Origin of the sequence: Streptomyces sp. Ru73 (genome assembly GCF_002920575.1) — a bacterium.
GTDB lineage: Bacteria > Actinomycetota > Actinomycetes > Streptomycetales > Streptomycetaceae > Streptomyces.
Genome location: NZ_PQSQ01000044.1, coordinates 44,625 through 60,445, shown reverse-complemented (window position 1 = coordinate 60,445; position 15,821 = coordinate 44,625). Strand labels below are relative to the sequence as shown.

General features: G+C 71.6%; 13 protein-coding genes. 2 read left to right on the top strand and 11 right to left on the bottom strand.

Annotated elements, in window-relative coordinates; all coding sequences use genetic code 11:
• Window positions 1–483: AMP-binding protein (locus C3486_RS19935; protein ID WP_146075018.1), on the bottom strand; the 483-nt coding region annotated here is incomplete at its 3' end.
• 142 nt (window positions 484–625) lie between these two features.
• On the opposite strand from C3486_RS19935, the gene C3486_RS19930 reads away from it, so the two are divergent.
• A complete protein-coding gene (locus tag C3486_RS19930; RefSeq protein ID WP_103834093.1) occupies window positions 626–1,774 on the top strand; it encodes an acyl-CoA dehydrogenase family protein in 1,149 nt (382 codons plus the stop codon).
• Here C3486_RS19930 and C3486_RS19925 read toward each other — a convergent pair.
• The 5 genes from C3486_RS19925 to C3486_RS19905 form a co-directional block, all read right to left on the bottom strand.
• Window positions 1,749–3,257 (bottom strand): cytosine permease, encoded by a 1,509-nt coding sequence (locus C3486_RS19925; RefSeq protein ID WP_258052879.1) that lies wholly within the window; start codon window positions 3,255–3,257, stop codon window positions 1,749–1,751. The genes C3486_RS19930 and C3486_RS19925 overlap by 26 nt on opposite strands.
• Before the next feature lie 74 nt (window positions 3,258–3,331).
• Window positions 3,332–4,075 carry an enoyl-CoA hydratase/isomerase family protein gene (locus C3486_RS19920; protein WP_103834091.1) on the bottom strand — a complete coding sequence of 248 codons (744 nt, stop codon included), beginning with the start codon at window positions 4,073–4,075 and terminating at the stop codon, window positions 3,332–3,334.
• Window position 4,076: 1 nt separating this feature from the next.
• A complete protein-coding gene (locus tag C3486_RS19915; protein WP_103834090.1) occupies window positions 4,077–5,249 on the bottom strand; it encodes an acyl-CoA dehydrogenase family protein in 1,173 nt (390 codons plus the stop codon).
• 64 nt (window positions 5,250–5,313) lie between these two features.
• Entirely contained in the window at window positions 5,314–7,395 is a 2,082-nt protein-coding gene (locus C3486_RS19910; RefSeq protein WP_103834089.1) for an acetate--CoA ligase family protein, read from the bottom strand.
• Window positions 7,392–8,240: an SDR family oxidoreductase gene (locus tag C3486_RS19905; protein WP_258052878.1), complete on the bottom strand. Its 849-nt coding sequence runs from the start codon at window positions 8,238–8,240 to the stop codon at window positions 7,392–7,394. Before C3486_RS19905 ends, C3486_RS19910 begins: the two co-directional genes overlap by 4 nt.
• A gap of 217 nt (window positions 8,241–8,457) precedes the next feature.
• Between C3486_RS19905 and C3486_RS19900 the strand changes: the two genes are divergently transcribed.
• Complete coding sequence (locus tag C3486_RS19900; RefSeq protein ID WP_103834088.1) at window positions 8,458–9,081, top strand: TetR/AcrR family transcriptional regulator; 624 nt, start codon at window positions 8,458–8,460, stop codon at window positions 9,079–9,081.
• Between the two features lie 67 nt (window positions 9,082–9,148).
• Here the strand turns inward: C3486_RS19900 and C3486_RS19895 are convergent, their stop codons facing one another.
• The 5 genes from C3486_RS19895 to C3486_RS19875 all read right to left on the bottom strand — a co-directional run bounded on the left by C3486_RS19895 (window position 9,149) and on the right by C3486_RS19875 (window position 15,709).
• The gene (locus C3486_RS19895; RefSeq protein ID WP_103834087.1) at window positions 9,149–9,691 is read right to left on the bottom strand and encodes a DUF4232 domain-containing protein; all 543 of its coding nucleotides are present in this window, start codon (window positions 9,689–9,691) and stop codon (window positions 9,149–9,151) included.
• A 238-nt stretch (window positions 9,692–9,929) separates the two neighbouring features.
• Entirely contained in the window at window positions 9,930–11,270 is a 1,341-nt protein-coding gene (locus tag C3486_RS19890; protein WP_258052877.1) for a DUF4041 domain-containing protein, read from the bottom strand.
• 483 nt (window positions 11,271–11,753) lie between these two features.
• Window positions 11,754–12,146 (bottom strand): hypothetical protein, encoded by a 393-nt coding sequence (locus C3486_RS19885; protein WP_103834085.1) that lies wholly within the window; start codon window positions 12,144–12,146, stop codon window positions 11,754–11,756.
• Window positions 12,147–12,172: 26 nt separating this feature from the next.
• Window positions 12,173–13,882: a hypothetical protein gene (locus C3486_RS19880; RefSeq protein ID WP_258052876.1), complete on the bottom strand. Its 1,710-nt coding sequence runs from the start codon at window positions 13,880–13,882 to the stop codon at window positions 12,173–12,175.
• A gap of 297 nt (window positions 13,883–14,179) precedes the next feature.
• A complete protein-coding gene (locus tag C3486_RS19875) occupies window positions 14,180–15,709 on the bottom strand; it encodes a UDP-N-acetylglucosamine 1-carboxyvinyltransferase (RefSeq protein ID WP_103834084.1) in 1,530 nt (509 codons plus the stop codon).
• Window positions 15,710–15,821: the final 112 nt, after the last annotated feature.

Below are 15,821 nucleotides of genomic sequence, written 5' to 3'. Positions count from 1 at the left end.
GGTGACCGCGAGGCCGGGTATGCCGGCCTTGGCGAGGTCGTCGACCGACCGGACGTCGCACACCGCGTGCCGTACGCGGGCGATGCCGCAGAGGGTGGCCAGTTCGTGGGCGCGCTGTGCGGCCGGGACGGTGACGGCGATGGCGCCGGCCTTCATCACCGCCAGCCAGCAGGCGGCGAGCTCCGGCGAGGTGGGGCCGCGGAGCAGGACGCGTTCGCCGGGCAGTACGCCGAGGTCGTCGGTGAGGACGTGGGCGAGGCGGTTGACGTGGGCGCGCAGCTCTCCGTACGTCCAGACGGTGCCGTCGCCGTGGCGTACGGCGGGGCGGTCGGCGCCGAAGCGGTGCAGTGAGCCGTCCAGCAGTTCCGTGCCGCAGTTGAGCCGGGGCGGACAAGGGAGGCCGGTCAGGTGCGGCCACTGCGCGGGTGGCGGGAGATGGTCGCGGGCGAAGGTGTCGGTGTGGGCCGACGGCTGCATTTCCATGACGCATGCGCCCCCTCGTGACGCTCGGCCGTGGTGTCCGAGGGCCGCCGGGGGCTGCCGTACGGACGCTTCGTCAGCGTAACGTGTTCGTGACGGCAGTCAACAGACCGCGATAAAGCAGAGATGCCGAGGGAGCCGCCCCGTGACCGCATTCGCGCTCGACTCCGAGGACGTGGCCTGGTGCGCCGAACTCCGCGCCCTGACCGCCGCGCAGCTGCGCCCGCTCGCCGAGAAGGGCGAACCCGGCCGGATCAACCGCCCCCTGGTGGCCGCGCTCGGCGAACTGGGCCTGCTGCGCCGCCTGTTCCCCGACGGCGGCACCGCCCCCGACGGCGGCACCGTCCGCGCCCTGGATCTCTGCCTGCTGCGCGAGTCGCTGGCACAGGAGTGCACCGAGGCGGAGACCGCGCTCGCCCTCCAGGGGCTCGGCACGTACCCGGTCCTGCAGTCCGGGACCCCGGAGCAGCGGGCGCGCTGGCTGCCGGAGGTCACCGCGGGCCGCGCGGTCGCCGCCTTCGCGCTGAGCGAGCCCGGCGCGGGCTCCGACGCCGCCGCGCTCACCCTGGCGGCCGAGCCGGAGGGCACCAGCGGCAGCGGCTGGCGGCTCACCGGTGAGAAGTGCTGGATCTCCAACGCGCCCGAGGCCGACTTCGCCACCGTCTTCGCCCGCACCGGCGAGGCCCCCGGCGCCCGCGGCGTCACCGCCTTCCTGGTCCCCGCCGACCGGGCCGGGCTGAGCGGTGCGCACCTGGACATGCTCAGCCCGCACCCGATCGGCACCCTCGTCTTCGACGGCGTCCCGGTGACCCGCGCCGACGTGCTGGGCGAGCCCGGCCGCGGCTTCGGCGTCGCGATGCGCACCCTGAACCTCTTCCGGCCCAGCGTCGGCGCCTTCGCCGTCGGCATGGCACAGGCCGCACTGGACGCCGCCCTCGAACACACCGCGGCCCGGAAGGCGTTCGGCGGGCCGCTGAAGGACCTGCAGTCCGTCGCGCACCGCCTCGCCGACCTCGCCACCCGCATCGAGGCGGCCCGGCTGCTGGTGTACGCGGCGGCCGCTGCCTACGACGCGGGCGCGCCCGACGTCGCCAAGCGTGCCGCCATGGCCAAGCTGCTGGCCACCGAGACCGCCCAGGAGGCCGTCGACGCGGCCGTGCAGGTCCACGGCGCCCGCGCCCTGCAACGCGGCCACCTCCTCGAACACCTCTACCGGGAGGTGCGCGCGCCGCGCATCTACGAGGGCGCGACGGAGGTGCAGCGGACGATCATCGCGCGGGAGCTGTACCGCTGACGGGCGCCGCCTCGCCGCCCGGTACGCCGTCCTCCAGCCCCGCGTCCGCCGCGGCGACCGCGGCCCGCTCCGCCGCCAGGTCCATTCCGCGGCAGGCCAGCAGGTACACCCCGGCGGAGACCGGCAGACCGATCAGCATGGTGACGTCGGCGCCGCCCACCAGCGCGGCGCCGGGCCCGCGGAAGCCGCCGACCTCGGCGAACGGCAGCATCGACAGAAAGCCGATGCCGTAGGCCAGCAGGCCGCGCCCGCTCCACCGGCCGTACATGCCACGCGGGTTGAAGATCTCCCGGATCGAGTAGTGGCCGCGCCGCACCACATAGAAGTCGACCAGGTTGATCGCCGTCCACGGCGTGAAGAGGTAGCCCAGCACGGTCAGGAAGTGCCCGAAGTCCGTCAGGAACGCCTTGTCGGAGCCGAACGCGATGACCGTGGAGAGCACCCCGAGCACCAGCAGGGCCGCCACCCGCTTGCCGAGCGTCGGGCGGATCTTGCGTACCGAGTCCATGCTGGAGAGGAGGGTCAGGCTGCCGCCGTAGAAGTTGAGCGTGCCGATGGAGATCAGCGGAAGGACCGACACCAGCAGCAGCGTCACGCCGAAGCCGGGGAACAGCTCATCGCCCGCGGAGATCACCGAGTCGACCAGCTCGGCCTTGGGGAACAGCCCGGCAGCGACCGTGCCGATCAGCATCATCCACGCCCCGCCGACCCACGCGCCCAGGTACGTCCACCAGAACGACGACCGCACGCCGACCGTCGGCGGCAGGTACCGCGAGTAGTCCGAGACGTAGATCGACCAGGACATCTGGTACACGGCGGCGGTGAAGAACTGCACCAGGAACGGTGCGAGCGCGAAGCTCCCGAGGTCCAGCTGCGCGGGGGAGAAGGGGTCGGCCGCCACGACACCCACCGAGAAGACCGCCAGCACCGCGATCACCAGGAACGTCAGCCAGCGGGAGGCGCGGTGGATGACGTCGTAGCCGACGACCGCGAGGACGATCGCCACCGCCGCGTACCCGACGTAACTCACCCCGGCCGGCGTGCCGGCCAGGTGGTGCATCGTCTGCGCGATCAGGATCTGGTTGAACGCGGTGTACCCGATGTACGTCGTCAGCGCCACCACCCATACCAGCAGCGCCCCCACGTACCCGAACTGCGGCCGGGACTGCACCATCTGCGGCAGCCCCAGCTGCGGGCCCTGGGTGGAGTGGAAGGCCATGAAGAACGTGCCGAACGCGCCGCCGAGCACCACGGCGATCGCGGTCCATATGAGGTTGCCGCCCAGCGCGACGCCGATGGCGCCGGTCGCGATCGTGGCGAGGTGCGCGTCGCCCGCGAACCACACGGGGAAGAGGTGCCACACCTTGCCGTGCCGCTCGGCCAGCGGCACGTAGTCGATGGACCGGGTCTCGATCACCGGCTTGGCGGCGCCCCCGGAACCCGGCGGGGTCTGCGGCGAAGTACCGGCCTGATGAGCTGTCACGATGCGACTCCTTGGCTGAGGGAAACGGAAGGGGGCGGGCCACGGTCCCGGTCCGCGGCCCGCCCCCGGGGCTCTCATCGGTCGTCGGTGCGGTGCAGCGCCGCGTAGGCGAGCTGCTCCAGCAGCAGCCCCGTCTCGCGGGGCGACTCCGCTGCGGCACCGATCACCTGCTTGGTGAGCGACACCGCCAGCGGCGGCTGGCCGGCCAGCTCGGCGGCGAGTTCGCGCGCCCGGTCCAGGTGCGCGCCCGGCGGGACCACCTCGGTCACCAGCCCCCACGCGTGCGCCTCGGTCGCGGTGATCCGCCGGCCGCGCAGCACGAGGTCGCGGGTGCGGGCCGGGCCCACCGCGCGTACCAGCCGGGTCACCCCGCCCGAGCTGGGCAGGATGCCGATGCCGACCTCCGGCAGCGCGAACCCGGCGGTGCCGTCGGCGATCCGGAAGTCGGCCGCGAGCGCCAGCTCGAAGCCACCGCCGATGCAGTGGCCCGCGACCGCGGCGACCGTCGGCTGCGGCAGCCGGGCCAGCGCCTCGTACACCGCGCCCGAGGAGCGGTAGTACGCGGCGATCGCGGCGGCCGTCATCGCGCGCAGCTCCACGACGTCGGCGCCGGCCGAGAACACCCGCGGCCCGCCGGTGACCACCACGGCCCGGCTGTCGCGCACCTCGGGGGAGCGCAGCGCCTCCAGGAGCAGCGACTCCAGGTGCGTGGAGAGGGCGTTGAGCTTGGCCTCGCGGCGCAGCGTGAGCACGGCGACGTCGCCGTCCCTGGCCACCGCCACCTCGCCGCCCGGCGCCGTACGGGCCTCGGCGGCCATCTCAGTCCTCCGTCGCGAAGGACAGCAGGCCGTCGAGGCCGCGCTTGGTGATCTCGTTGGCGATCACCAGCCGCTGGATCTCCGAGGTGCCCTCCCAGATGCGGTCCACGCGCAGCTCGCGCCAGAGCCGCTCGACCGGGTAGTCCCGCATGTAGCCGCGCCCGCCGAAGATCTGCTGGCAGCGGTCCACCACGCGGTTGGACGCCTCGGAAGCGGCGAGCTTCACCGTCGCGGCCCGCGCGTGCAGCAGCTTGCGGTCGCCGCCCTCGGTGAACTCCCAGGCCACCTGGTGGGTGAAGGCCCGGTTGGTGGTGATGTCCACGACCGAGTCGGCGAGCATGCCCTGGATGAGCTGACGGTTGATCAGCGGCTCGCCGCCCTGCACCCGCTCCCTCGCCCAGTCGGTGGCGAGCCGCAGCGCCCGCTCGGCGGCGCCGATCGTGCGCGCCCCGATCATCAGCCGCTCCTCGGTGAACCAGTCGCGGGTCAGCTCGTACCCCTGGCCGACCTCGCCGAGCACGGCGCCCGGGCCGACCCGTACGTCCTCGAAGAGGAATTCGGGGTGCTCGTAGACGAAGGTGTGGGTGTAGCGCGGCGTGCGCTTGACCGAGACGCCCGGGGTGTCCTTGTCGATCAGGAAGAGCGTGGGTGCGCCGGCGGGCTGGACGGTGGCGAGCACGATGAGGAAGTCGGCGGCGTCGCCGACGGTGACGAACCACTTCTCGCCGTTGATGACGTAGCCGTCGCCGTCCGGCACGGCGGTGGTGCGGATGGCGGACGGATCGGATCCGGCGTCCGCCTCGGTGATCGCGACCGCGTCCCGGCAGCGGCCCTGGATGCCGGGCAGCAGATAGCGGGAGCGCTGCTCGGGGGTGGCGGCGCGCAGGCAGTTGGCGGGGCGCCAGACCGTGTCCCACAGCGCGCCGGTCAGCTTGCCCAGCTCCTCCTGGACCACGACCTGCTCCAGCACGGTCAGCCCGGCGCCGCCCCACTCGACCGGCATGTTGATCGCCTGCAGGCCGCTGGCCAGCACCTCGTCCCGGATGGCGGCCAGCGCCTCGGGCGTCAGGCCGTTGCGGGCCTCGCACTCCTCCTCGTACGGCATGATCTTCGCGGCCAGTCCGGCGGCACGTTCCTTCAGCTCGGCCAGGCGCGGGGTGTAAGCGAACTGCACGGTGTCTCCCAGGTGATGAGGTGGTGCGGAGCGGTACGGGGGCAGTACGGAGTGGCGGGGGTGGTCAGTCGGCGAGGACGATGCGGGCGTCCAGGCCGACGCAGCCGTCCGGCGTGGCGAGCAGCGGATTGACCTCCAGCTCGGCGATCTCGGGGTGCCCGGCGGCGAGGGTGGCGACGGCCGCGACGGACTCGGCGAGCGCGTCCAGGTCGACGGCGGGCCGGCCGCGCACGCCGTGCAGCAGGGCAGCGGCGCCGAGCCGCAGCAGCAGCTCCCTGGCCTGCGCGGGGACGAGCGGGGCCAGCGCGAAGGTGACGTCCCGCAGCACCTCGGTGGTGATGCCGCCGAGGCCGACCATGGCGACCGGGCCGAACCGCGGGTCGCGCCGCACCCCGACGATGATCTCCACGCCGTCGGTCAGCTCCGCCATGGCCTCGACGCAGAAGCCGGGCGGTGCCAGCCGGCCGGCCATGTCCTCCGCCGCCGCCCGTACGGCGGCGGCGTCCGCGAGCCCGAGGGCCACGCCGCCCGCGTCGGACTTGTGCAGCAGCCCCAGCGCCTTCACGACGTACGGGCCGCCGCCCAGCTCCCGCGCCGCCTCCGCCGCCTCGTCCGGAGTCGTCGCCCGCCGTGCGGCGGGGAACGCGACGCCCGCGGCCCGGACCAGTTCGCGCGCGGTCCAGTAGCCGTCGTCGGTGACCGGGCCGCCGGACCCGTCCGCGCTGCCGGGGCGGCGGTCCGGCTCGGCGCGGCGGGCCAGCATGGCCAGGCACTGCGCGGCGTCCTCCACCGCGGTGAAGACCGGCACGCCCCGGCGGCACAGCTCCTCGACGGCGGCGCTGCCGGGACACATCGTGTGCACGGCGACCGGCTTGCCGTGCTCGCGGACCAGCTCGCCCAGCTCCGCCGCGGTGGCCAGCTCGGCGTCCGCCAGCCGCTCGCCGTAACTGCCGTACCCGCCGAAGTACCCGGTCAGCAGCACCGAGTCGACGTCCGGATCGGCGAGCAGCAGCCGCAGCGTGCGCGCGAAGACAGTGATGTCCCGCTCGCCGGCGCCCGCGATGTCGACGGGGTTGCCGACGCCGGCGGACGGCGGCAGCCCGGCCCGCAGCGCGGCGGACAGCTCCGGCCCGAACTCCGGTACCGACAGGCCCTGCGCCTCGGCCAGATCGCAGGCGAGCGCCGCGTGCCCGCCGCCGTCGGCGAGTACGGCCACCCGCCGGGCCCGGCTCGGCCCGAAGCGGTGCAGCGCCGTGAGCAGGTCGGCCATCTGCCGGGGGCTGGTCACCCGGTCGATGCCGGCCGCCCGGCAGGCCGCGTCGATGACGCTGGTGTCGCTGGTCAGCGCGCCGGTGTGGGACTTGGCGCCGCGTACGGAGGCGGCGCTGCCGCCGACGGTGAGCAGCACGACCGGCTTGCCCGCCGCCACCGCGTCGGCGGCCGCCGCGACGAAGTCCCGGCCGTCCCCGAAGTCCTCGCAGTACACGGCGATCAGCTCGGTGCCGGGGTCCGCGGCGCAGGACCGGATCAGGTCGGCGGCGCCCAGGTCGGCCTGGTTGCCCAGCGAGGCGAAGCGGGAGAAGCCCAGGCCCCGGTCGGTGAGGAAGCGGCTCAGCTCCAGCGCCACGTTGCCGCTCTGCGAGAGGAGACCGACGGTCCCGGCGGGCAGCGGGTTGGGGGCCAGGTAGAGCCCGGTGGTGCTGTCCAGCACGCCGAGGCAGTTCGGGCCGAGCAGGACGGCACCGGCCGCGCGCACCCGTGCGGCCAGCGCCGCCTCCCGCGCCCTGCCCTCAGCGCCCAGCTCGCCGAAGCCCGCGGTGATCCCCACGATCGCCTTCGCGCCGGCCGCGAGCGCGTCGTCCACGGCGGCTTCGAAGCCGGCGGCCGGCACCGCGATGACCACGAGGTCGACGGGCTCGGGGAGGTCGGCGAGCGTGCGGTAGGAGGGCTCGCCGAGCACCGGCTCGCCGCGCCGGCTGACCAGGTACACCGCGCGCCGGCCCCGCATCCGCAGCGCCTGCACGGAGAGCCAGTTGCCGTACTTGGCCTGGTCGTTGCTGGCGCCGACCACGGCGACCGCGCGGGGTGCGAAGAGCGCGGTCAGATCGCGTGCCCCGGCCCGGCTCTCAGGGGTGAGCAGCGTCATGGGTTGGCCTCCTCGGAACGCAGCGGGGACGGGGCGGGGGCGGGGTGCCCGGCGCCCCAGGCGTCGGCGCCGCCGTCGACGACGACGGTGGTGCCGGTGACGTACGCGCCGCCGGACGAGGCGAGGAAGGAGATCAGCCCGGAGACGTCCGCGGCGCGGCCGAGCCGGCCCAGCGGCACGGCGGCGGCCCAGCGTTCCCGGTCGGCCTCGGTGTAGGTCTCTTCGAGACCTTCGGTGGCGATGGTGCCGGGCGCGACGCACACCGTGCGGATGCCGTACCGGCTCCACTCCAGGCTGAGCCCGGCGGCCAGGTTCTCCACGGCGGCGCGGGCCGCGGTGGCGTGCACCATGCCGGGGATGCCGCGGCGCGGTGAGAACGCGAGGAAGAACACCACGCCCGACCGCTGCGGGATCATCGCCTTCCGCGCGACCTCGCGGGTGACGTGCCAGGCGGCGTCCACGGCGAGCCGGTGCACGGCCCGCCAGCCGTTCGCGCTGATCTCCTCGGCGGGCGCGGTGAACTGCCCGCCCGCGTTGTTGACCAGCACGTCGATCCGCCCGAAGGCGTCCAGCGCGCGGTCCACGACCGCGGTGACCTGCTCCTCGTCGCGGATGTCGGCGGGCAGGTCCAGGCAGCGGCCGCCGGCCGCCTCGACCTCCTTGCGGACCTCGGCCAGGGGGCCGGGGCGGCGGCCGCAGACCACCACGTCGGCGCCGCCCGCCGCGAGGTCGAGCGCGGTGGCCCGGCCGATGCCGGTGCCGCCGCCGGTGACCAGTGCGGCCTTGCCTTCGTGTACGTCGGGCCGGAGCACCGGCCGGCCGGCGTGCGGGGGTGATGCGCTCACCACGGGGCGCCCTCCTCGTTGCGGACAACACGGCTGACTGATGCGTCAGTCAGCCTCATCACAAGGGAGGTCGTCAAGGGATACGCAGCGGTAATTCCGGGGGAACCGGCGGGGTGTTCGGCGGCGGGATTGGTCTTTGACTGACGCATCAGTAGGCTGAGCGGGCGCAACGCCGGAAGGCGGCGCGCTGACCGTGTCGCCGGACGCAGGAGGCAGGATGACCGACCGGTCGGGTGCGGACGAGGACCGTCGCCGGGCGATCCTCGAGGCCACCTGGCAGCTCATCGCCGAGCGCGGCATCCACTCCGTACGGATCGCCGACATCGCCCGCGTCTGCGGCACCAGCACCGGTACGGTCCACTACTACTTCCCCGGCAAGAGCGATGTGCTGGCCGAGGCCCTCAAGTACTGCGTGGAGCAGGCGTTCCTCCGGCAGAGCGAGGAGCTGCGGGGCATCGACGACGCCCACGCGCGGCTGCTCAGACTCATCGACATGCAGCTGCCGCGGCTCGGCCGGGTGCGCGACGAGTGGTCGATCTGGCTGCAGTACTGGGCCGAGGCGGTGGTGCGGCCCGAATTCCGCGCCGCGCACAACGAGTTCTACGCCCGCTGGCAGGACGCCGTGATCCGCATCGTGCTGCGCGGCCAGCGGCAGGGCGTCTTCCGCGCCGACCTCGACCTGGAGGGCGTCGCCCTCCGGCTGACCGCGCTCACCGACGGCGCCGCGATCCAGGTCCTCACCGGAGCGCCGCGCATGACGGTCTCCGTCATGCGGGAACTCCTCATCGACTTCGTGCACAGGGAACTGGTCGCCCCGGCGGCGGTCCCCGCGCAGGGGTGACCGGCCCGACCCGGAACGCCGAGGGGCCGGGCACGCCACCGTGCCCGGCCCCTCACGCGGGTACCGCTCAGAAGTCGTACGGCTTCTGCTTGTTCCAGTTCAGGACGTCGGCCTCGGACCAGGTGAACTTCGACGTCGCGCCCTTGGCGTTGCGGGAGGTCAGCGTGGTGGCCGCGCCGCCGTGGCCGGCCTGGTCGCGCAGCGCGAGGGACAGCGTCGACGCGGTGTGCTCCTGCCCGATGCCGGCGAAGAGGGCCACGGCCGAGTAGACCTTGCCGCCCGGCTGGACCGTGATCCGGTCCTTGCCGCCCGGCGCGTCCTTCGTCGAGTGCGGGAGGACGTTCGTGGTCTTCCCGAGCGTGACCGACGGGAGGGACGTCACCCAGCAGGCCTGCGAACCGTTGTTCCGCGCGGTGATCAGCAGGTGCTCGCCCTGCTGCTGCGGGAAGCGGTGCAGCACGGAGTAGGCCAGGTCGTTGACGCCGCACTGGTGGGTGGCGGTGGTGGCGGACTTGGCGGCGGGCGCCGCGGTGGCGACGGCGGCGCCCCCGGCGGTCAGGGCCAGCGCGGCGGCGGTGGCGGCCAGGACGGTGGTGCGGACGGTACGCATGGTGGCTCCCCGTTGGGTCATTCGTCAGACGCGGGCGGTCGTTCCCGCTGAGAACCACCCTGGCCGCCCCCGCTGACGTTCCACTCACGTTTCACTAATGCCCGGCAAATCCCCCGCAATGCCCGGCAAATCCCCCCACCGTGGAACGGGCGGGCACGGCGCCGCAACGGACGCCGTGCCCACCACGCCGGTCAGATGTCCCGGAAGATCTCGATCTGGGCGCCCAGAGGGCCGCACCCTACGATGTTCGGACGGGTGTTCTGTCCAGGCGTACTCCCGGGCCGCCTGCTGCGTCGGCCGGCTTGCTCGCCCGCCATTCCAGTGCCTGCGGTTCTTCGGTGAATTCGATCAGGTGCTGCCCCGCGAATCTGCGCAACGCGTCCCGCACCTCGGCCGGGGTGGCGTAGAAGAACTCCTTCCGGCTGTTCACCTGGTTCACTCGCTGTGAGGCGAAATGCCGGTGCAGTTCTGTCTCCAGCCCCACCGCGTCCTTGCTGAAAATCAGCGCGTGGACGTCGAAGCGGAACGGGACTGCCGCGCCGCTCAACTCGTAGATGCGTTCCAGGGGCTCGAGCCGTCGGGTCATCCCGATCTTCACCATGCGGTCACCGAAGGCGCCGATGTTCGAAATGACGTAGACGTAGCCGGTGCGGACGTTCGCAGCGCGGGATTCGACGTCCTGCAGAGCGTTCTCGATCTCCGACAGCTTGCTCTGTATCTCCGCGACGGCTGCCTCGTCGCCACGCTGCCGCAGGCGCTCGAGTGCCGCTTGGTAGTGGCCGAGTTCCTTGTTCAGCTTCTCCCGCTGGCGGTCGAGCTCCCGCTGGACAGCGGCTTCTTCGCGCTCCCGGGCGCGTGCTTCGCGCTGTGCCTCCTTTTCCTCTTCCTTCTTCTGCAGGTAGTCGGCTGTGAGCTCCAACTCGCGCACCCGGGCGTTGTGGTATTCGTCGGTAATGCGGATGTGCATGGTGGCACCCAGCCTGGCGATCGTCTCGCGGCTCTTGTAGAGCCGGTTGACGAGCGAGTTCAGTCGGTGCGGGCGCATGGACCGCACTGCGTAGTCCGCTTCGGCGTTGTAGGCGCGGAGCATGAGCTTGGAGAAGTCACGCACCATCTTCTGCCCCTCGCGCTTGGAACCATTGACGGTCCAGTCAGTGGCCGCGTGGACGGCGCGACCTCCGCGAGCGAGTGTCTTGATTTCACTCTGCAAGGAGTCGAGTTGGCTGCGGTAGGCGATCGCGTCGTGCAGGGCGTGCCGGTAGGCGTAGATGCCCGCCTCCTGCAGCATGGCGGTCTCTTCTGTATTGACTATCCGTACCTGCAGTTCGGCGAGGCGTTGTTCGGCCTCGAAGGCCGTCCTGCGGTGACGGTCGGCTTCCTTGCGAGCCTTCTCGGTGTCCTTTGCCGTCCGACGCGCTTCTTCGAGTATCTCCTTCGCCGTCTCCCGCGCATCCCTGAGGATTCCCTCGGCTTCCGCGGCGGCTTCGGCCTTGACCTCTCGTACGAGGCCGGCGAGCCGCGCAGCATCCAGCCCTTGGGTCCGCGCGATCCACTCCCGCAGTTCTTCGGCCTCGGACACGGCATCCGCGCGGCGTCGTCCGAAAAGCCCGCTCTTCCGTGGCGCCGGACCCGCCACTGGGCTGCCAGGAACGGCCGTGGCCGGTGGCGGGAGAACACCTGTGGCAGCGTCAGTGCCGGAAGCATTGACGGCGTCGGTTTCCGCGACCCACAGCTGCCACCCCGCCGGGACCGGCGGCCACGACGGGTCGGGCCGCCAGTCCTGCGGCGGCACCCACCCGGCAGGCGGTACAGGCCACCCCGGCGGCGGATTGAAGCGATACGTACTCATTCCCCGGCCCCCTCGCCCCTGAGGCGCTCCCCAGCGCCTGGAATCGCCTGCTAAATCAGACGAATACGGAGAATGACATTCTGTTGCTTCGCCCTTACCGGGTCACTGGCATATTCACTCTCGTGACCATTTCGTGACTACGGGAGGTGAAGCGTTCGACTGCCCGGCGCGTCACAGCGGCTCCCTGCGCCACGTCCCCAGGCATCGGGAGCCTCAGGAACTGGGCAGCAGAGCCGTGACGGTGGACTGGACGAGCTGCGCCGCGGCCAGAACTCCAGGGATTCCTCCGCAACGTTCGACGAGGTTCTGGAGCATGTAGCGCATGGTGCCGGGATCGCGTTCCGGATCATCCAGTCGCGGGGCGATCATGTCGAGGTCGCGCAGGGCGCGGTCCGCCTCGGGGTGCTGGCTGCGCAGTTCTTCCAGGCGCCGCCGCAGGTCCTCGATGCTTCTATGGGCACTGTCAACGGTTTCACTGATGTGGTTGTTCTGGGCGGCGTTCCGGGAGAACGGCGCGGCTTGCGCCGGCCCGGTCATGCTGCCGGTATTGATAATGCCGAAGTTGGCGTTGTCCGGGATCGGGTCCGGCTGGCGGCGGATGGACATGTTCGGGGCTCCCAGCGGGCTCGGTGTCAGTTCGTCATGGAGGAGTCGACGGAGAACGGCGTGGCCTGAACGGCACCGGTCATGGTCCCGCCGTTCATGACGCCGAAGTTGTAGATGGCGGTTGACTGCTGGCGGTAGGCGGCGATATCGACGTTGTGGTCGCGCAGGAATACTTCGGTGGAGTCGAAGACGCGGCGTTGCATCATCTGCACGTAGTAGCGGGCGTCGTCGTACATGTGCATGTCCTCCAGCCGGCGGATGCTGTACACCTCGCGAAGGCTGACCGGCCCGCTGCCGGGGTCGAGTTCGGGGCAGGGGCGGGCCTTGCGGCGTACGAGTCGGCCGAGTCCTGCGAAGATATCGACGAGCGCGTTGAATGCGGCCCGGCCCAGCCATCTCGGGGTGAGCAGGTCTGCGGATCCGAGGTCGGCCACCCTCGGGTTGAGGGGGCCCATGATGTGCGGGCGGACGGTGACGCGGAGGAAACCGCCCCGGTAGGCGAAGTTAACGAGAATTGCGGCGATGAGTTCGCCGTTCCAGGCGGTGACGCGGGCCCAGATGTAGCGCCGGGCGATCTCCTCGGCGGGTTTGTCACCGGTGCTGTCGACGGCAAGGGCGTGCAGGCTGCGCCAGCCGTCGTCGTCGATCTGGTCCCACCGCTTGTGGTGGATACCGGCGATGCCCGTCACCTCGACGCGCAGCTTGGGGTGATCGGGGTGGTGGGAGGGTGCCGGGTCGTTCAGTCGGCGTGCGATGTAGTCGTGCAGCTGAGCGGCCGTGAAATGCTTCAGCGGCTTTCGGTCCACCGGCTTGCTGTGCTTCGCCAGCGCCTCCAGGACAGCGTTGGCCATCTGGACCATGTCAGGATGCCCCGGGTTCCGCGTCGTTGAGCTTGTGCTCGGGGCAGGCCCCGTGTTGTCGTCCTCGTCGTCCTGGCTCTCGGGGGCGGGCTCGACATCGATGCCGATGACAGCCTCTTGCCATGCCTGCAGCCCTGCCCCGATGAACCGGTGCCGGTCACCGCTCCGGCGACGCTCGTAGAAGTACGGCAGGGCGCGGGACTGCTCCGTTTCTGCCTGGCTGCGCAGTTCCCCGGCCAGCAGCGCGTTCATACGCAGTTGCGCCAGACAGCGCTCTGCCAGGTGGATACCCCATAGTCCCGCCAGCAGGGCGACGACTGCCCATCCCACGGTGAGCGTAGCGACGGCGGCCTGCCAGAGAACGAGCGCGGACACCGCCAGGACGGCTGCTCGGCGTCTGCGCATGTGCTGGAGGGCGCGATCGCACGCGTGCACCACGGGCTCCTGACGGAAGCCGTGGGTCGGCACCGGCCGTGCCGACTTCTTGATCCGACGGCGGACCCAGACGGCGTAGTCCTCGCCCAGCACAACCGCCGGCGGTGTCGGCCCTTTCGTATCGACGACCTTTTCCGCCTTCTCCGCTGGGAAGAGCCAGCGCAGGCGTCTGCGCACGGCAGCTGTGAGTTTCTGCCGCAGGTGTGTCAGTACGGCGCGGAGCGTGGCCAGCCAGTCGGTACGGGCGAAGGCGGCGGCGCTCATCCGGCGGGTGATGTCCTCGGTGTAGACCCCGTGCCTGACCGATTCGCGGGCGCCGGCCGAGGCTCCCAGTGGTACTGCGGGCGCCAAGAAGACCGGCTCGTCCTCCGCGTATGGCAAGTCCTTACCCCCGATTTCCCCATGCCGACCGTGGCCACGGCGACGGTCGGTGACGGACAAAGGGGCATTCTCACCGGGCGCAGTAGGCGGCGCCATGCCGCAAAATTGCACAAAGCGCACTGGGCGGAGTTCCGGGCGAACAATGACCGAAAGTCAACTGCCGCCCGGTGGCCCGGTGTGGGGGTGAGCGGCGCAGCCGCGGGGCTCGGCACTGTGAGCGGCCGGTGCCGGGCCAGGGGCGGGCGAGGGGCTTTGCCTCGGGGCGGGCGCTGATTGTTCGGGAAGGGGCCCGGAGGTACCGCCGGACCCCAGCGGGCCTGCGGGCGGCGCAGGCCGGAGGGTCCGGCGGAGTGTGCCTCAGATGTCCCGGAAGATCTCGATCTGGGCGCCCAGGGAGTTCAGGCGTTCGGCGAGGTCTTCGTAGCCGCGGTTGATGACGTAGACGTTGCGCAGGACGGACGTGCCCTCGGCGGCCATCATGGCCAGGAGGACGACGACGGCGGGGCGCAGGGCCGGCGGGCACATCATCTCCGCCGAGCGCCAGCGGGTCGGGCCGTCGACCAGGACGCGGTGCGGGTCGAGCAGCTTGACCTGGGCGCCGAGGCGGTTGAGGTCCGTCAGGTAGATCGCGCGGTTGTCGTAGACCCAGTCGTGGATCAGGGTCTGGCCCTGGGCGCTGGCCGCGATGGCCGCGAAGAACGGCACGTTGTCGATGTTCAGGCCCGGGAACGGCATCGGGTGGATCTTGTCCAGCGGGGCGCTGAGCTTGGACGGACGGACCGTCAGGTCGATCAGCCGGGTGCGGCCGTTGTCGGCGGTGTACTCGGCGCTGCGCTCGTGGTCCAGGCCCATCTCCTCCAGGACCGCGAGCTCGATCTCCAGGAACTCCACCGGGACCCGGCGGATCGTCAGTTCGGACTCGGTGACCACGGCGGCGGCCAGCAGGCTCATCGCCTCGACCGGGTCCTCCGACGGCGCGTAGTCCACGTCGCGGTCGATGTGCGCGACGCCGTGCACGGTGAGGGTGGTGGTGCCGATGCCCTCGACCCGAACGCCCAGCTGCTCCAGGAAGAAGCACAGGTCCTGGACCATGTAGTTGGAGGAGGCGTTGCGGATGACCGTGACGCCGTCGTGCCGGGCCGCGGCGAGCAGGGCGTTCTCGGTCACGGTGTCGCCGCGCTCGGTCAGCACGATCGCGCGCTTGGGGGCCACGGCCCGGTCGACGTGCGCGTGGTAGGTGCCCTCGGTGGCGGTGACCTCCAGGCCGAAGTGGCGCAGCGCGGTCATGTGCGGGGTGACCGTACGGGTGCCGAGGTCGCAGCCGCCCGCGTACGGGATCTTGAAGTGGTCCATGCGGTGCAGCAGCGGGCCCAGGAACATGATGACGCTGCGGGTGCGCCGCGCGGCCTCGGTGTCCATGGAGTCCAGGTCCAGCTCGGCGGGCGGCACGATCTCCAGGTCGTTGCCGTCGTTGATCCAGCGGGTGCGGACGCCGATGCTGCCGAGCACTTCGAGGATGCGGTAGACCTCCTCGATGCGCGCGACCCGGCGCAGGGTGGTGCGGCCGGCGTTCAGCAGCGTCGCGCAGAGCAGTGCCACACAGGCGTTCTTGCTCGTCTTGACGTCGATGCTGCCGGACAGCCGCCTGCCGCCGACTACGCGGAGATGCATGGGTCCTGCGTACCCCAGGGAGACGATTTCACTGTCGAGCGCCTCGCCGATGCGCGCGATCATCTCAAGGCTGATGTTCTGGTTACCGCGCTCGATGCGATTCACCGCGCTCTGGCTGGTGCCGAGCGCCTCCGCCAGCTGCGTCTGTGTCCAGCCCCGGTGTTGCCGGGCGTCACGGATGAGCTTGCCGATACGTACGAGGTAGTCGTCTGCCATGAGGAGAACGGTATCTCAGATATGAGATGGATGTTCAACCGTCGATTGTTCTACTACTATGCGAACAATAGGCCGTACGGCGGCAGGGGCAGGAGTGCCGGGACGGCTGCGG